The organism is Stenotrophomonas maltophilia group sp. LNF247 (genome assembly GCF_054083135.1).
Genome location: NZ_JBSRQL010000012.1, coordinates 62,288 through 78,543 on the forward strand (window position 1 = coordinate 62,288; position 16,256 = coordinate 78,543).

Consider the following 16,256-nt stretch of genomic DNA (forward strand, 5'->3'; position numbering starts at 1 on the left):
TGCCTGCTCGATGCTGTGAACCGCGCTTCCGTCCCCGGCCTGGATGCCTTGTTGAACCGTCCCTCGGCAGCCGTGCTGCCTGCTCCGCTGCGCCAGGCCCTGCGCGGGCACTGGGAAGCGCCGGAATGCGACCACCAGATGCGCGCCAGCTGGTCGGTGCTGGGTGACACCCTCGACGCACTGGCGATGCTCTCGGCCGACGAAGGCGCGGTGGTGGCCGCATTGCTGTTTGACCTGCCGGGCCTGCGGGCGAGCCTGGAACAGCTGCCGCTGGGCAACCACAAGGCGGCGGTGATCGGCCTGCTGGATGGTCAGGACGCCGCCGACCCGGTGTGGGCGCTGCATGCCGGCCGTGAGGCAGGGCGCAACAGCGAGGGCCTGCGCCGCCTGCTGCTGGCGATCATCCGCGACCTGCGCGTGGTGCCCATCCTGCTGGCCCGGCAGCTGGCGCGGATGCGCGCGGCCGACAAGCTGGATGACGAGCAACGCCGCGCGCTGGCACAGCTGACACGCGACATCCACGCGCCATTGGCCAACCGCCTGGGCATCTGGCAGCTGAAGTGGGAGCTGGAGGACCTGGCGTTCCGCCACCTGGAACCGGAGACCTACCGTCGCATTGCGCGGGAGGTGGACGAAACCCGCATCGCCCGCGAGCGTTACGTCGAGAACGTCAAGAAGGTGCTGTCGCGCGAGCTGGTCGCGCAGGGCATCAAGGCCGAGGTCAGCGGCCGCCCGAAGCACATCTACAGCATCTGGCGGAAGATGCAGAAGAAGCGTCTGGCGTTCGACCAGCTGTATGACATCCGTGCGGTGCGCGTGATGGTCGACGACGTCGCCGCCTGCTATGCCGCGCTGGGCGTGGTGCATGCACTGTGGGCGCCGGTGCCGAGCGAGTTCGACGATTACATCGCCCGGCCCAAGGCCAACGACTATCGCTCGCTGCATACCGCCGTGGTCGGCCCGGAAGGGCGCACCATCGAAGTGCAGATCCGTACCCATGAGATGCACTCGCAGGCCGAGCTGGGCGTGGCCGCGCACTGGAAGTACAAGGAGGGTGGCAAGGGCGCGGAGAAGTCCTTCGACCGCAAGATCACCTGGATGCGCCAGCTGCTGGAGCAGGCGCAGGACGGGCAGGGCAATGAGCTGGCCGGGGCGCTCGATGCCGAGCTGACCGAAGACCGGGTCTATGCACTCAGCCCGAAGGATGAGGTGCTGGATCTGCCGCAGGGCGCCACGCCGCTCGATTTCGCCTACCAGGTGCACACCATGGTGGGCCACCGCTGCCGGGGCGCCAAGGTCAACGGTCGCATCGTGCCGCTGACCTATCGCCTGCGCAGCGGCGACCGCGTCGAGATCCTGACCGGCAAGGAGGCCGACCCCCGCCGCGACTGGCTGATGCCGGCCAACGGCTTCCTGGCCAGCAACCGCTCGCGGGAAAAGGTACGCAGCTGGTTCCACAAGCTGGACCGCGCGCGCAACGTGCAGGCCGGGCGCGAACTGCTCGAGCGCGAGCTGAAGCGCCTGGGGCTGCAGCACTCGGACCTGGCCATCGCGGCGAAGAAGTTCCATGCCGACAGCGTTGACGACCTCTACATCCAGGTGGCGCTGGGCGATACCGGGCCGAACCAGGTCAGCCGTGCCCTGCTGGAAGCCGAACGTGCAGCAAGCCAACCGGCGCCCGCGCCGAGCCTGCCGCGGCCGACCGCGCGCCGCGAGAACCTGGGCAAGTCCAAGTTCACCGTACAGGGCGTGGGCAACCTGCTGGTGCAACTGGCGCGCTGCTGCCAGCCGGTGGCCGGCGAACCCATCGTCGGCTACCTGACCCGTAGCCGCGGTGTCACCGTGCATCGTGCAGACTGCGCTGCGCTGGCCCGTCTGGCGGCCACCAGCCCGCAGCGCATCCTGCCGGTGGAGTGGGGCCAGGCCGGGGGCGGCTACGAGGTGGACGTCGTGGTCGATGCGGTCGATCGCCGCTGGCTGCTGAAGGACATCACCAACCTGATCGCCCAGGAAGACGCCTACGTGCTGGACATCCACAGTGACAACGTGCGCAACAGTGGCCGTGCCCACCTGCGCCTGCGGCTGAAGGTGAGTGACTACGGCCAGCTGTCGACCCTGCTGGGCAAACTGGACGCGCTGCCCGGCGTGAGCGAGGCGCGTCGCCTCGGCTGAGCTTCACGCTGCCCCGGCTACCCTGCACGCATGGAACGCGAGCCCCCGCATCGCCTGCATGGCGCTGAACTTCCTGCGCTGGACCGCGTTCGCCGCGAAGGCCGTTGGTGGTGGCTGCAGGCACGCCACGCGCGCCGGGTGTGGCGCTGGGCGCTGGTCGCGGCGCTGGCGGTGTTTGTGCTGCTGGTGCTGCTGCGCAAGCCGCTGGCCGACTGGTTCTGGGATGAGCCTCGGATCGAGCAGCTGCTGGCCGAAGGTGATGGCGCACTGGCGGCCGGGCGGCTGAGTGCCGCCGATGGCAGTGGTGCGCGCGAGCGCTACCAGGCCGTGCTGGCGCTGGATGGAGATCGTCCGCAGGCCCGCGAAGGCCTGGCCCGTACCGGCGCGGCGGCCCTGCAGCAGGCCCGCGAAAAGATGCAGGCCAACGATCTCGACGGCAGCGCGCAGGCGCTGGCACTGGCCCGGGAACTGCAGGTACCACAGGGCGAGGCGGACGCCGTGGCGCGCCAGCTGCGGGCCCGGCGCAGCGCAGGTGCTGGCATCGGTGCACTGCTGGCGCAGGCACGCAACGCCTTCGCTGCGGGTCGGCTGGATGAAGGTGACAGCAGCGCGCTGCCCCTGTTCCAGCGCATCCTGTCGCTGCAGCCGGACAATCTGCCGGCGCTGGAAGGTCGCGAAGATGCACTGAGCGATCTGCTGCAGCAGGCGCGCGCGCTGGCGGGACGCGGCGAGCTGGCCGAGGCCGCCGCACTACTGCAGCGTGCGCGCCAGTTCGATGCCGGCCATGCTGATCTGCCCGCCAGCCAGGAAGCATTGGCGCAGGCCGTCGAGCGGCGCCTGCGCCAGGCCCAGCGCGCCCTGCAGCGCGGGCAGCTGGAGTCCGCAGCAAAGGGATTTCTCGCCGTTCTGGCAGTGGCGGCCGATGATGCCAGCGCCCAGCGCGGCCGTGAACAGACGTTGCAGGCGGTGCTGGCACGCAGCCAGACGCAGGCCGACGACTTCCGGTTCGAGGCGGCGCGGGCCGATGCCGCGCTGGCGGAGGAGCTGGGCGCTTCGCCGGCCGCGCAACAGCAGCTCGCGCAACGCCTGCAGCGCGCACAACAGGCGCAGAAGGCGCTGCAGCAGCCGGCGGCCAGCAACACGCAGCGCGAGCGCCAACTGCGCGACCACCTGCGCAGCATCGAGCGCGCCGAACGTTCCGGGCAATGGATCAGTCCCCCCGGCCACAGTGCATTCGACGCATTGCGCGAAGCGCAGTCACTGGCGCCGCGCGATGCTCGGGTGAAGGCTGCTGCGGCGCGGCTGCTGCCCGCCAGTCGCGGCTGCTTCGACGACAACCTCCGGCAGAACCGCGTACAGGCGGCAGGGGCCTGCCTGCAGGCGTGGCAGACCCTGTCGCCGACTGCGGCCGGGCTCCCCTCGGCACGCCTGCGCCTGGCCCAGCGCTGGCTGGCCATCGGCAGCGAGCGACTCGGCAGCGGCGACCTGGCTTTCGCCGCGCATGCCGCCGAACAAGCCCGCTTGCTGCAACCGGACCTGGCCGAGCTGCCGGCGTTCGAAGAGCGCCTGCGCCGTGCCGGCGGTCTCCCTGATTAGGTGAAAAACACCCGCTGCACGGTTGCGCGCGCAGCGTCGAGGGAGAAGTGCTTTGCGATGTTGGCCAGGCCGGCTTCGGACAGTTGCCGCCACAGCTGCGGATCCTGGTACAGGCGGACCACCGCATCGGCGAAGCCGGCCGCATCATCGGCCACCAGCACGTCCTCGCCCGGGCGCAGGTGCATCCCTTCCACCGCGCAGGGGGTACCTACCACCGGCTGGCCATGGGCCATGCTCAGGTTGATCTTGCCTTTCACGCCGGCACCGAAACGTAGTGGCGCGATGGAAATGCGTGCGCCATCCATGTAGGGAGTGATGTCCTCGACGAAGCCGTGCATCTGCACGCCGGGCTGGCGCGCGGCCAGGGCCAGCAGGGATTCCGGCGCGGCAGCGCCGATGCAGTGCAGGCGCACATCGGGCAGGCGGGCGCGGATGCCGGCGAAGACTTCGCCGATGAACCATTCCATCGCGTCCAGGTTCGGCGGGTGGCGGAAGCCGCCGACGAACACCAGGTCATGACGCTGCTCGAACGGTTTGCCGGCACCGGCGATGTCATGGAGGTTGGAGATCAGCTCCACCCGCACCGTTGGCGCGTCGGCCTGCAGCTGCTCGCGCTCGGCGGAACTGACCAGCACGGTGACCTCGCACTGCTCCATCACCGCCAGTTCGCTGGCGCGGGTACGCTCGGCAGCGCGCAGCAGTCCAGCATCGCCGGCCACTTCGGCACCACGACGTTCGCGCAGGTAGTGCAGGTCCACCGTGTCGAACACGGTGCGCGCCTGCGGCGCATAGCGCTTCAGCAGCGGCAGGCACTCGTGGGCAACATGGTGGCGGACCAGCAGCGCTACGTGGAAGCGTCCACCATGCGTGCGCAGCCAGCTGGCGACGCCATCGAGGAACGGTGCATACCAGACTTCCACACCCATCCGCTGCAGCGCGTCGGTGGCGGCGCCGCCGTGTTCGCGGCGGGTGGGAACGAACACCACATGGGCCCCGCCCTGCAGCAGGAGGCGGATCAGGTTCACCTGGCGCAGCGACGCGGAATCGCGATCCGGCTGCGGCACTGCCTCGTCCAGGATCAGCACCTGGCGCCGGCCACGCAGCAGCAGCGCCGGTGACGGCACTTCGCCCACCGCCGGGCGGCGGGCCAGCTCGGTGGCCCAGCGGTCGGCGAAGATGGCTTGGTTGCGCACCTGGTAGGCCTTCACGCCGCTGCCGGTGTCGGTGCCGTTACTGGTGCCTTCGTCATGGACCACCCGGCTGGCCGGCTGAACCAGGACGCGCAGGCCCTGCGCACGCACGCGGAAGGCCAGGTCGGTGTCCTCGTAGTAGGCCGGCTTGTAGCGGGTATCGAAGCCGCCCAGCTGTCGCCAGAGGTCGCGCGGCAGCATCAGCGCTGCGCCGGAGCAGTAGTCGACGTCGCGCAGGCTGGCAAAACGCGGGTCGTCCGCTGCCTCGAAACGGCCGTAACTCCAGCCACTGCCATCAGCGAAAATCACCCCGCCCGATTCCTGCAGCCGGCCGTCCGGGTAGAGCAGCTGGCTACCGACCAGGCCGGCGCCGGGCGTGCTGGAGAACGTGTCCAGCAGCGCGTCGAGCCAGCCCGGCTGCGGCACCGTATCGTTGTTGAGCAGCACCACGTAGCGACCGCGTGCGCGCGATACGCCATCGTTGCAGGCCTCGATGAAGCCGCCGTTGTACTCGCGCACTTCATAGCGCAGTCCGGCAACCTGCGGCATCCACTGCACGGTGGCGTCGGTGCTGCCGTCATCCACTACCAGGATCTCGCACGTGGCCTGCGGTGGATGCGCCGCCAAGGCGCGCAGGCAGGCCAGGGTGTGATCGACGTGGTTGTAGACGGGGATGACAATGCTCGCTTCCGGTGTTTCGCTGAACGGCACCGTGAAGGGAGCGAACTCCTGTGCCGGCGGCAGGAACAGCGGCGTGCGTGGCGCGGGCACGGCGCGCTGGGCATGCACGCGGATGCGCTGCCAGGTCGCCCGCCAGCCACGGGTACGCAGGCTGGCCAGGCTCCGGCGGGCCAGGCCCGACAGGCGGTTGATCAGGTATCGGATCTCGGCCAGGGACATCGCCATCCGGTTGCAACTCCAGCTTAAGCAGGGGAACCCGGGAGAATTCGCCAGCCGCAGCGGCTGGGGTAGACTCGCCAGACTCTACATTCTCGCATTCCCGTGCCCCGACGCTACGATTCCGACGACATCGACGATTTCGACGACGACGACCAGCAGGACAACGGCCCGCTGTGGCGGCGCCGGCTGATCACCTGGAGCATGGCTGCGGTCGCGTTGGGATTGGGTTTCCTCATTCCCTATACGCTGTACCTGAACCAGCAGGTGACCCAACGTTTCGGCGAACTGCGCTGGCAGATCCCGACGCGGGTGTATGCGCGGCCGCTGGTGCTCACTCCCGGCAAGGCGATGGATGCGTCCACGCTGAAGACCGAGCTGGCCGCCTCCGCCTACCGCGATGATGGCCAGGGCAAGGAGCCGGCCACCTATGCGGTGAATGGCGGGCGCTTTGTCATCTCCAGCCGCGGCTACAACGACGTCGATGGCCGGGTTGCCCCGCGTCGGCTCGAGTTGTCGCTGGCCGATGGTGCGGTCGCCTCGCTGCGCGATGCCGACAGCCGCAAGGCCCTGAAGGCGGCGCGGCTGGATCCGGCGCGTATCGCCACCCTGTACGGCCAGAAGCAGGAAGAACGCCGCCTGATCCGCATGGACGAGGCGCCGGACCTGCTGGTGACCGGCCTGCAGGCAGTGGAGGACAAGGACTTCAACCGCCACCACGGCATCGACCTGTCCGGTATCGCGCGCGCGGTGTGGGTGACCATCCGCTCCGGTGGCCAGAGCCGTCAGGGCGCTTCCACGCTGACCCAGCAGCTGGCCCGCAGCGGCCTGCTCGGCATCGGCAAGGAACAGACGCTCACCCGCAAATTCAACGAAGTGCTCTACGCCCTGATCATGGAAGCGCGCTATGACAAGCGCACCATCTTCGAGGCCTATCTCAACCAGGTGTACCTGGGCCAGCGCGGCAGCCAGGCGATCCATGGCATGTCGTCCGGTGCCGAGTTCTGGTTCGGCCGTGACCTGCAGTCGCTGGAGACCGAGCAGATCGCGCTGCTGATCGGCCTGGTCAAGGGCCCGTCCTTCTACGACCCGCGGCGCAATCCGGAACGTGCGTTGGACCGTCGCAACTTCGTGCTGGGCAAACTGCACGAAGCCACGCTGATCGACGACGCCGAGTACCAGCGCGCACTGAAGGCCCCGCTGGGCGTGCCGAAGACGCCGGGACTGGTGGCGGCCAACCGCTTCCCCGCCTATGTTGACCTGGTCCGTCGCCAGCTCGGCCATGACTACCCGGAATCTGCCCTGCAGGGCGCTGGCCTGAGCGTCATAACCGGCATGTCGCCGTCCGCGCAGGCCTATGCCGAAGGCGCGGTGACCCGCACCATCAAGTCGCTGGAAAGCAAGCGCCGGCCCGAACTGCAGGCCGGCATGGTGCTGACCGACGTGCACAACGGTGACGTGCTGGCGGTGATCGGCAGCCGTGAAGTGTCCGAGGTCGGCTTCAACCGCGCGATCGAGGCGCAGCGTCCGGTCGGTTCGCTGCTCAAGCCATTCGTGTACCTGCTCGCGCTGGCGCAGCCGGACCGTTACTCGCTGGCCAGCTGGGTCGACGATTCACCGGTGACGGTGCAGCTCGGCCGCGGCCGCAACTGGAGCCCGGGCAATGCGGACAACCGCAGCCACGGCACGGTGCGCCTGATCGACGCGCTGGCACACTCCTACAACCAGGCCACGGTGCGCGTGGGCATGCAGGTCGGTCCCGAGCGCGTGACCCAGCTGATCCATGTGCTGGCGGGCATCAAGGCCGAGGCCAATCCGGCGGTGATCCTTGGCTCGACCGACCAGAGCCCGTACGCGATGGCACAGCTGTACCAGTTCCTCGCCTCGGGCGGTGAGATCCAGCCGCTGCACGCGGTGCGTGGCGTGCTCGATCCGCAGGGCAAGCTGCTCAAGCGCTACGACAAGACCCCGGCGCCGGCACAGGAAGGCGATTCAATTGCCGCCAACCTGATCAGCGTCGGCCTGCAGCAGGTGGTCTCCAGTGGTACCGCGCAGCGGCTCAATGCCGATGGCCTCGGCCGCCTGCAGCCGGCCGGCAAGACCGGCACCACCAACGATGGCCGTGACAGCTGGTATGCCGGCTACACCGGCGATCATCTGGCGGTGATCTGGATCGGCAACGACCAGAACCAGCAGGCCGGCCTGTATGGCGCTACCGGCGCGATGCGGGTCTGGTCGGGCATCTTCCAGCGCCTGCCGAGTGCGCCATTGCGGGTCAGCAACAAAGGCCTGGACTGGCAGTCGGTCGCGGCCACGGGTCTGAACACAACCGATGAAGGCTGCCCGGGCGCACGCCGCTTCCCGTTCGTGGTGGGCTATGCACCGGCGTATGCGCCGTGCGCGCCGGCAGTGCCGCCGGGCGAGCCGGGCGAAGCTGAAGGGGAGGGCGGTGGCTGGCGTAGCTGGTTCGGCCTGGACCGCAAGCCGGAAGCGCCCGCCGAACCTGCCGCAGCGCCCGCCGCCGCTACTCCTCCCCCGAGCCGATGAAGCCGATGAACATGCGATCCCTGCTGCAGCCCCTGGCCCTGACCGGCCTCAGCCTGGCCCTGGCCGCCTGTGTGACCAGCGCGCCGCCGGTGGTCAAGCCAGTCGATACCACTACGCCGGCACAGCGCCTGGCGGCAGTCGATGCGGCCGCAGGTCCTGACGACAAGGAGCTGTCGGTGCAGCCGCTGCGTGATTCGCAGGTGGAAGACCTGCGGGTGACCGCGCAGGCGCAGCGGCAGGCGAACGACCTGGCCGGTGCCGCCAGCAGCTTGGACCATGCGCTGGAAATCGTGGCCAGCGACCCGGCGGTGCTGCAGGAGCGTGCCGAACTGGCGCTGCTGCAGGGGCAGTGGGAACAGGCGGAGACGTTCGCGCGCAAGGCGGTGGATCTGGGCTCGAAGACGGGGCCGCTGTGCCGCCGGCACTGGGCGACGATCGAACAGTCACGCCTGGCGCGGGGCGAGAAGGAGAATGCGGTGTCGGCGCATGCGCAGACTGAAGGTTGCACGGTGCCGGGGATCAAGCGGTACTGAGGTATTCCACTCCACCGGGCGCTGCCCCCTTTGCGGCGCGCGCACTGATGGATGCAGGTGATGGGCCGGTTGGGTGGGGCGTGCAGGGCACGCCGTAAACCCATCCATGGGGGCTCGATGGCGCCTTGCTCGTGTGCGCTGTCCTGCGCACGCGGCAAGACCGGGGTTGGGCGTCCTGCCCAACCCGCCCGAGGCGTGCCTCGGGCCCATGGCGCCAACGGTCCTGCACGCCCCACCCAACCGGCCCGCCATACATCGCGCGTGCCGCAGGCAAGAACAAGATCAAAAACAAAAGCGGGTCGCGCGCTGCGCGCGCTCGCAGTAATCCATCTTCTTTTCCCGTTCCTTCCACCGCTTCTGAGCTACCAGTAGAGCAGGCTCGACGCTACGAAACGCGTCCCTCCGTCACCGGGAAACTGTCGAAGGCAGGGGACTGTGGGTTTGCGGGGTGTCCGCGGCACGGATGCCGCGGCCAAGCCCCGGGGGTCACTTCAGGGACGGGTTCACGGCGTCCCCGCAAACCCACAGTCCCCCGCCAACCCTCAGTACAACCCAGAGCCATGAACCAAGCTGTTGCCGTTGCTTTTGCTGGTGCCCTGGCTTGAAACGGGTGCCGGGCAGCGCCCGGCCGGGTATCCTTTCCCTCTGATGTCCGACCTTGTCCATGCCAGCCGCGAAGCCCTCAGCGACGGCGGCGCGCTCGCCTCGCATCTGGACGCCTTCGTCCCGCGCCCGGCCCAGCTGCGCCTGACCGAAGCCATCGCCGATGCGCTGCAGCAGCGTGACCTGCTGCTGGCCGAGGCCGGTACCGGCACCGGCAAGACGTTCGCCTACCTGGTGCCGGTGCTGCTGTCCGGGTTGCGCACCATCATCTCCACCGGCACCCGCGCGCTGCAGGACCAGCTCTACCACCGCGACCTGCCGCGTGTGCGCCAGGCACTCGGTGTCGGCCTGCGCAGTGCGCTGCTGAAGGGACGTTCGAATTACCTGTGCCGCTACCGCCTGCAGCAGGCGCGGGGCGAGCCGCGCTTCTCAAGCCCAGAACAGGCGGCGCAGTTCCAGCGCATCCTGGCCTGGTCCGGACGCTCGGAGTTCGGCGACATCGCCGAACTGGACGGTTTGGCCGATGATTCGCCGCTGCTGCCGATGGTCACCTCCACCGTCGACAACTGTCTGGGCACCGACTGCCCGTTCTGGGAAGACTGCTTCGTGGTGCGTGCGCGGCAACGTGCGCAGGCGGCAGACGTAGTGGTGGTCAACCATCACCTGCTGCTGGCCGACCTGGCATTGAAGCAGGATGGCTTTGGTGAGCTGCTGCCGGGGGCGCAGGCCTTCGTCATCGACGAGGCGCATCAGTTGCCTGAACTGGCCGCGCAGTTCTTCGGCGAAGGCTTCGGCATGCGCCCGTGGCAGGAGCTGGGCCGCGACTGCCTGGCCGAAGCGCGCGGCGTCGGGGGGGCGCAGTCGGCGCTGCAGGAACCGGTCGACCACTTGCAGCAGGCGCTGCTGGCGTTGCGTTCGGCGATGGAGGGGCTGCCGCCGCGCGGCACGCAGTGGCGTGCGCTGACGATGCCGCAGGTGCGCGATGGCTTCGACACGGTGATGGCAGGGCTGGTGACGCTGGAGCAGGCCTTGCAGCCGCTGCGCGAAGCCGCGGCGGGCCTGGATGCCTGCCATGCGCGGGCGCGTGAGGCGGTTTCGCGGCTCGGTCGCTGGCTGGGCGATGACGAACCCGCCCTCGACTTCGATACTGATCCTGCGGACACCGGCAATGCCACCGATGTGCTCTGGTATGAGCTCACCCCGCGTGGTTTCCGCTGCCAGCGCACGCCGATGGACGTGTCCGGTCCATTGCGCGAGCACCGTGAGCGCAGTCGCGCGGCATGGATCTTCACCTCGGCGACGCTGACCGTGGGCGGTGGTTTCGATCACATTGCCACCCGCCTCGGGCTGGACGACCCGCAGAGGCTGGTCCAGCCGAGTCCGTTCAATTGGCCCGAGCAGGCGCTGTGTTACCTGCCTGAAGGCCTGCCCGATCCGGCCGCGCGGGGTTTCGGAACCGCGCTGATCCAGACCCTGCGGCCGGTGCTGCAGGCCTCGCAGGGCAGGGCGTTCCTGCTGTTCGCTTCGCATCGCGCCCTGCGTGAGGCCGCCGAGGCACTGCGCGATGGGCCATGGCCGTTGTTCGTGCAGGGTGAGGCGCCGCGTGCGACGCTGCTGCAGCGCTTCCGCGAATCGGGCAATGGGGTGCTGCTGGGCTCGGCCAGTTTCCGCGAGGGCGTGGACGTGGTCGGCGAAGCGTTGAGCGTGGTGATGATCGACAAGCTGCCGTTCGCGGCCCCGGACGACCCGGTCTACGAGGCACGCCTGGAGGCGATCCGCAGCCAGGGCGGCAATCCGTTCCGCGACGAACAGTTGCCGCAGGCGGTGATCGCCCTGAAGCAGGGCGTTGGCCGCCTGATCCGCAGCGAAAGCGACCGGGGCGTGCTGGTCCTGTGCGATCCGCGCCTGCTCAACCGTGGCTATGGCCGGGTCTTTCTTGAGTCGCTGCCGCCGTTCCGGCGCACCCGCAGCCTGGCCGATGTGCAGGCTTTCTTTACGCCACAATGGGCGCCCGTGGCCGATGATGCCGTTCCGACCGCCGCCGCCGCGGCGGGCCCGGAGCCGGCGCCCGGTGTCACGTTCCCCCTGTTCTGACCTGATCCGATGAAACTGCTCGCCTTTGAAACCGCCACCGAAGCCTGTTCCGTTGCCCTGCATGTCGATGGACAGGTACTGGAACGTTTCGAGATCGCCCCGCGCCGGCACGCCGAACTGAGCCTACCGTGGGCCGAGGCGCTGCTGGCCGAAGCCGGCATCAGCCGCCGCCAGCTGGACGGTATCGCGCTCAGCCGCGGTCCTGGTGCTTTCACCGGCGTGCGCCTGGCGATCGCCATCGCGCAGGGCATCGCACTGGCGCTGGATCGTCCGTTGCTGCCGGTCTCGACGCTGCAGGTGCTGGCGCTGCGGGCACCGGCGGAAGAAACGCAGATCCTGTCGGCGATCGACGCACGGATGGGAGAGTTGTACGTTGCGCGCTTCGAGCGTGTGGACGGCCTGCCGGTGGCACGCGATGCCGAACGCGTGTGCGCACCCGCTGCGGTAGCGCTGCCGGAAGGGCTGTCGGCCTACGGTGTCGGTACCGGGTTCGCCGCAGCCGAGGGTGCGCTGGTCGCGCAGCTCGGTACAGGTTTGCGCGGATTCGACGCCACGGCATTGCCGCGTGCGTCTGACGTGCTCGCACTGGCGGTGCCGGCGTTCGCCCGCGGCGAAGCCATTGCACCGGAGAAGGTCGAGCCGGCCTACCTGCGCGACAACGTGGCACTGACCCTGGTCGAGCAGCAGGCCGCGCGCGAGGCGAAGGCGAAGGCCAACGGCTGAGCCCCTCGTGGCGGAGTTGGTCGCGTAGATCAAAAGCCGTGGTTTGGCCGGGCGGGTGGGCTGCGCAGGGGGCGCTGCAAGTACGTCCATGTAAGCTCGGTCGCCGCATCCATGCGGCTCACGCCCCTGCGCAGCCCACCCGCCCGGCCTCTGACAGTTTCCGTGCACGTCCGCCACGGAAGATCAAAAAAAGAAAAGTCAAAATCAAAAGCGGGTCGCTTCGCTTGCATCCACGCGTGGCGTGGATGTGTATCGACCAAGGTCGACACCTACCAAAGCAGTGGTGCGCCGCGATCTATCAGAGGCGGGGCGTGTCGGGCGGCGGGGTATCCGCGGCATGGATGCCGCGGCTAAGCCTACACGGACGTACTTGCGGCGTCCCCGCCGCCCGACACCGCCTCGCCACGCTTCAGTACACCAACCGCCGCTGTTGCTGTTGCCGTTGCTCTAGCCTTTCAGCGGGTCCCGGGCCGCAGGCCCGGGCAACAAACCCTACCGGTCGTCGCGCAGTTCGCCGCCGGGCAGGAACACCCACGTGCGGGTGACCTGCAGGATGTCGATCTCATCCTCGGTCTTCGGCAACGGCGGGAACGGCTGCGCCAGCTTCACCACCCGCAGTGCCGCCTCATCCAGCAGTGGCGTTCCGCTCGACCGCAGGATCCGGCTGCTCTCCACGCTGCCATCGCGGCGCACGCCCACGCTGATCACCACCTGGCCGCCCAGCCGGCGCTGCCGGGCCTCGTCCGGGTAATTCAGGTTGCCCACGCGCTCGGCGCGGTCAACCCAGGCCCGCAGGTAATTGGCATAGGCATACTCGCGCGTGCTGGCCGACACGAACTTGCGGTTCGGGCGCTTGGCGTACTGCGCCGAGCGCAGATGCACTTCTGCGGCCAGTCGGGCCATTTCCACATCGCGCTGTTCGCGCGCACTCAGCGGGGCGTCCGGTTCGGGCTGATCCGGCGTGGGGCGGGACTGGGCCTGCGCGACCGCCTCTTCGCCATTGCGGCTGCTGACCACCCGTGCCTGTGGCGGCGGGACCGGCGCGGCCGATTGCTGCTGCTGTGGGACCGGGCTCAAACCGGGCTGCGCCTGCGGCACGATGCCGGCCTGGTTGTCGCGCGGACGCTGTGCGCGGTCGTGTTCGCCACCGCCATCCTGGTTGGCTGCGGCAAGAAAATCGGCCTGCTTCGGCGTCAGCGCGGTGCGGGTCTGGCTGAAGATCACTTCCAGCGTGGGCACCAGCGGTGCATCGCCTTTCACGGCGAAGCCCACGCCCAGGATCAGCAGCGCGTGAACCAGCACCGACAGCGCGATGGTCGCCCCCAGCCGTTGCGCTTCGCGTGGTGGCGGGGGCAGGACGGCAGGTGCGGTTGCCATCAGCGCAGGCCGGCCTCAAGCGCGTCGAACAGGGTGCCGGCGATGTTCAGGCCGAACTGTGCGTCCAGTTCGCGTACACAGGTCGGGCTGGTCACGTTGACCTCGGTCAGGTAATCGCCGATCACGTCCAGGCCGACGAAGCGCATGCCGCGACGCTTCATCTCCGGGCCGACCTGGGCCGCGATCCAGCGGTCGCGCTCGCTCAGCGGACGGCCTTCGCCGCGGCCACCGGCAGCCAGGTTGCCCCGGAACTCGTCGCCCTGCGGGATGCGCGCCAGGCAGTAGTCGACCGGTTCGCCATCGACCAGCAGGATGCGCTTGTCGCCGGCCGTGATGTCGGGAATGAACTTCTGGGCCAGTGCCAGTTTGCGGCCGCCGTCGGTCAGGGTTTCCAGGATCACGTTCAGGTTCGGATCGCCCTGGCCGCTGCGGAAGATCGAGCGGCCGCCCATGCCGTCCAGCGGCTTCAGCACGGCCTGGCCATGCTCCAGCGCGAAGGCCTTCAAGGCCTTGGCGTCGCGGCTGACCAGGGTCGGCGGGCAGCACTGCGGGAACAGCAGCGCGGCCAGCTTCTCGTTGTAGTCGCGCAGCCCCTGCGGATTGTTGACCACGCAGGCACCGGCGGCCGCAGCCACGTCCAGCACCTGGGTGTCGTAGATGTACTCGGCGTCGACCGGCGGATCCTTGCGCATCAGCACGATCTGGCCGGGGCCGAATTCGGTACGGCTGAATGCGCCCAGCTCATACCAGCCAGCCGGGTCGTCGCGCACCTGCAGCGGCGCGGTCTGGGCCACTGCCACGCCACCCTCCAGGGCCAGGCCGCCCGGGCGCACATAGTGCAGGGCATGGCCGCGGCGCTGGGCTTCCAGCAGCATGGCGAAGGTGGTGTCCTTGGCGATCTTGATGTGGGCGATGGGGTCCATCACCACGATGACGTTCAACGGCATGGGCGCACCTGTCAGGCAAGGCGTTGATGGTAGCGGCAACGCCGGTCGCGCGCCTCCCTGCCATACTGCAACGCAGCGTCCGCCCGGCGCTCGCGCACTCATTGCGAAACCCGTCACGTTCAGGAGGCTGCCATGCCCCGCGCCATGGGCCGGCCTTGAAGCGGGCGCGGAAAGTGCGATATAGATACGCTTTCGTAGCGGCCCCCGCCAGAGATCGGGCCGTGCGCTTGGGGATAGGCAATGACTGAAAACACGACTGCGGGCGGGGAACTCGCAGGACTCCGGGTGATGGTCATCGATGATTCGAAGACCATCCGCAGGACTGCGGAAACACTGCTCAAGCGGGAAGGCTGCGAGGTGGTCACCGCCACCGACGGCTTTGAAGCGCTTGCGAAGATCGCAGACCAGCAACCGCAGATCATCTTCGTCGACATCATGATGCCGCGCCTGGACGGGTACCAGACCTGTGCGCTGATCAAGGGCAACCAGCTGTTCAAGGCGACCCCGGTCATCATGCTCTCGTCCAAGGATGGCCTGTTCGACAAGGCGCGGGGACGCATCGTCGGCTCGGAGCAATACCTGACCAAGCCATTCACGCGTGAAGAACTGCTGGGTGCCATCCGCACATACGTCAACGCCTGACCAGGGGGGAAAGGCACAATGGCTCGTATCGTTCTGATCGAGGATTCACCGACCGACCGCGCGGTGTTCACCCAGTGGCTGCGCCGTGCCGGCCACGAGGTGCTGGAAGCGGACAACGCCGAGGATGGACTGCAGCTGGTCCGCGACCGGGTGCCGCAACTGGTGCTGATGGACGTGGTCCTGCCCGGCATGAGCGGCTTCCAGGCCACCCGCGCGATGGCCCGTGACGCGGCGATCAAGCACATCCCGGTGATCATCGTCAGCACCAAGGCGATGGAAACCGACAAGGCCTGGGGCCTGCGCCAGGGCGCGGCCGATTACATCGTCAAGCCGCCGCGCGAGGATGAACTGATCGCGCGGATCAACGAACTGGTGGCCTGATGCGCTCGCCTTTCGACATCCTCGAAGCCTATGAACGCCGCAGCCTGGCCCACGCGGTGCAGCTGCCCGAACGGCAGTTCGCCCAGGACCTCTGGCGTGGCGTGGGCTACCGCGTCGGCCAGCGCCGGCTGGTGTCCGATTTCCGCGAAGTGGTGGAGATCGTGCCGATGCCGCCGGTGACCCCGGTGCCATGCGCGCAGCCCTGGCTGCTCGGCGTGGGCAATCTGCGCGGCAACCTGTTCCCGGTGGTCGACCTGAAGTACTTCCTGGAAGGCGTGCGTACCGTGCAGCAGGAAGGCCAGCGCGTGCTGATCATGCGCCAGGCCGGTGGCGACGTCGCACTGACCATCGATGAACTGTTCGGCCAGCGCAGCTTCGAACTGGACCAGCAGATCGAGGCCGGCACGCTGGCCGAAGGGCGCTACGGCCATTTCGTCGATCGCGCCTTCCATGCCGACGGCCACGACTGGGGCGTATTCTCGCTTTCGCTGCTGTCGCGCACCCCTGAATTCCGGCAAGCCGCGGCCTGAGGCCGGGCATCGCCCCCTGCATTG

At 68.7% G+C, this 16,256-nt stretch carries 12 protein-coding genes; 9 read left to right on the forward strand and 3 right to left on the reverse strand.

Annotation, left to right across the window (positions count from 1 at the left end; genetic code table 11):
* Positions 1-15 precede the first annotated feature (15 nt).
* Positions 16-2,172 carry a RelA/SpoT family protein gene (locus tag ACTXG9_RS13130; protein ID WP_206621709.1) on the forward strand — a complete coding sequence of 719 codons (2,157 nt, stop codon included), beginning with the start codon at positions 16-18 and terminating at the stop codon, positions 2,170-2,172.
* A 30-nt stretch (positions 2,173-2,202) separates the two neighbouring features.
* Positions 2,203-3,768 carry a hypothetical protein gene (locus ACTXG9_RS13135; RefSeq protein WP_111098881.1) on the forward strand — a complete coding sequence of 522 codons (1,566 nt, stop codon included), beginning with the start codon at positions 2,203-2,205 and terminating at the stop codon, positions 3,766-3,768.
* On the opposite strand, the gene ACTXG9_RS13140 is transcribed toward ACTXG9_RS13135, so the two are convergent.
* Positions 3,765-5,864 (reverse strand): glycosyltransferase, encoded by a 2,100-nt coding sequence (locus ACTXG9_RS13140; RefSeq protein WP_111098880.1) that lies wholly within the window; start codon positions 5,862-5,864, stop codon positions 3,765-3,767. The genes ACTXG9_RS13135 and ACTXG9_RS13140 overlap by 4 nt on opposite strands.
* A gap of 96 nt (positions 5,865-5,960) precedes the next feature.
* On the opposite strand from ACTXG9_RS13140, the gene mrcB reads away from it, so the two are divergent.
* The 4 genes from mrcB (at position 5,961) to tsaB (ending at position 12,355) form a co-directional block, all read left to right on the forward strand.
* Positions 5,961-8,402 (forward strand): penicillin-binding protein 1B, encoded by a 2,442-nt coding sequence (gene mrcB, locus ACTXG9_RS13145; protein WP_456115808.1) that lies wholly within the window; start codon positions 5,961-5,963, stop codon positions 8,400-8,402.
* The gene (locus ACTXG9_RS13150; protein ID WP_206621708.1) at positions 8,399-8,935 is read left to right on the forward strand and encodes a hypothetical protein; all 537 of its coding nucleotides are present in this window, start codon (positions 8,399-8,401) and stop codon (positions 8,933-8,935) included. The genes mrcB and ACTXG9_RS13150 overlap by 4 nt, the downstream gene beginning before the upstream one ends.
* 648 nt (positions 8,936-9,583) lie before the next feature.
* On the forward strand, positions 9,584-11,632 hold the full coding sequence (locus ACTXG9_RS13155) for an ATP-dependent DNA helicase (RefSeq protein ID WP_206621707.1): 2,049 nt from the start codon (positions 9,584-9,586) through the stop codon (positions 11,630-11,632).
* A gap of 9 nt (positions 11,633-11,641) precedes the next feature.
* On the forward strand, positions 11,642-12,355 hold the full coding sequence (gene tsaB / locus ACTXG9_RS13160) for a tRNA (adenosine(37)-N6)-threonylcarbamoyltransferase complex dimerization subunit type 1 TsaB (protein WP_180877684.1): 714 nt from the start codon (positions 11,642-11,644) through the stop codon (positions 12,353-12,355).
* A gap of 492 nt (positions 12,356-12,847) precedes the next feature.
* Here tsaB and ACTXG9_RS13165 read toward each other — a convergent pair whose 3' ends face one another.
* Together ACTXG9_RS13165 and gshB are read right to left on the reverse strand one after the other, a co-directional pair.
* Entirely contained in the window at positions 12,848-13,732 is an 885-nt protein-coding gene (locus ACTXG9_RS13165; protein ID WP_021203311.1) for an energy transducer TonB family protein, read from the reverse strand.
* Complete coding sequence (gene gshB, locus ACTXG9_RS13170) at positions 13,732-14,679, reverse strand: glutathione synthase (RefSeq protein ID WP_019660098.1); 948 nt, start codon at positions 14,677-14,679, stop codon at positions 13,732-13,734. Before gshB ends, ACTXG9_RS13165 begins: the two co-directional genes overlap by 1 nt.
* Before the next feature lie 240 nt (positions 14,680-14,919).
* Here gshB and pilG point away from each other — a divergent pair, with 240 nt between their 5' ends.
* From pilG to ACTXG9_RS13185, 3 genes are read left to right on the forward strand one after another with little or no spacing between them, the layout of a single operon-like run.
* Positions 14,920-15,321 (forward strand): twitching motility response regulator PilG, encoded by a 402-nt coding sequence (gene pilG, locus ACTXG9_RS13175; RefSeq protein ID WP_005418455.1) that lies wholly within the window; start codon positions 14,920-14,922, stop codon positions 15,319-15,321.
* Between the two features lie 18 nt (positions 15,322-15,339).
* On the forward strand, positions 15,340-15,702 hold the full coding sequence (locus tag ACTXG9_RS13180) for a response regulator (protein WP_111102088.1): 363 nt from the start codon (positions 15,340-15,342) through the stop codon (positions 15,700-15,702).
* A complete protein-coding gene (locus tag ACTXG9_RS13185) occupies positions 15,702-16,232 on the forward strand; it encodes a chemotaxis protein CheW (protein ID WP_111102087.1) in 531 nt (176 codons plus the stop codon). Before ACTXG9_RS13180 ends, ACTXG9_RS13185 begins: the two co-directional genes overlap by 1 nt.
* The last annotated feature ends 24 nt before the right edge of the window (positions 16,233-16,256 follow it).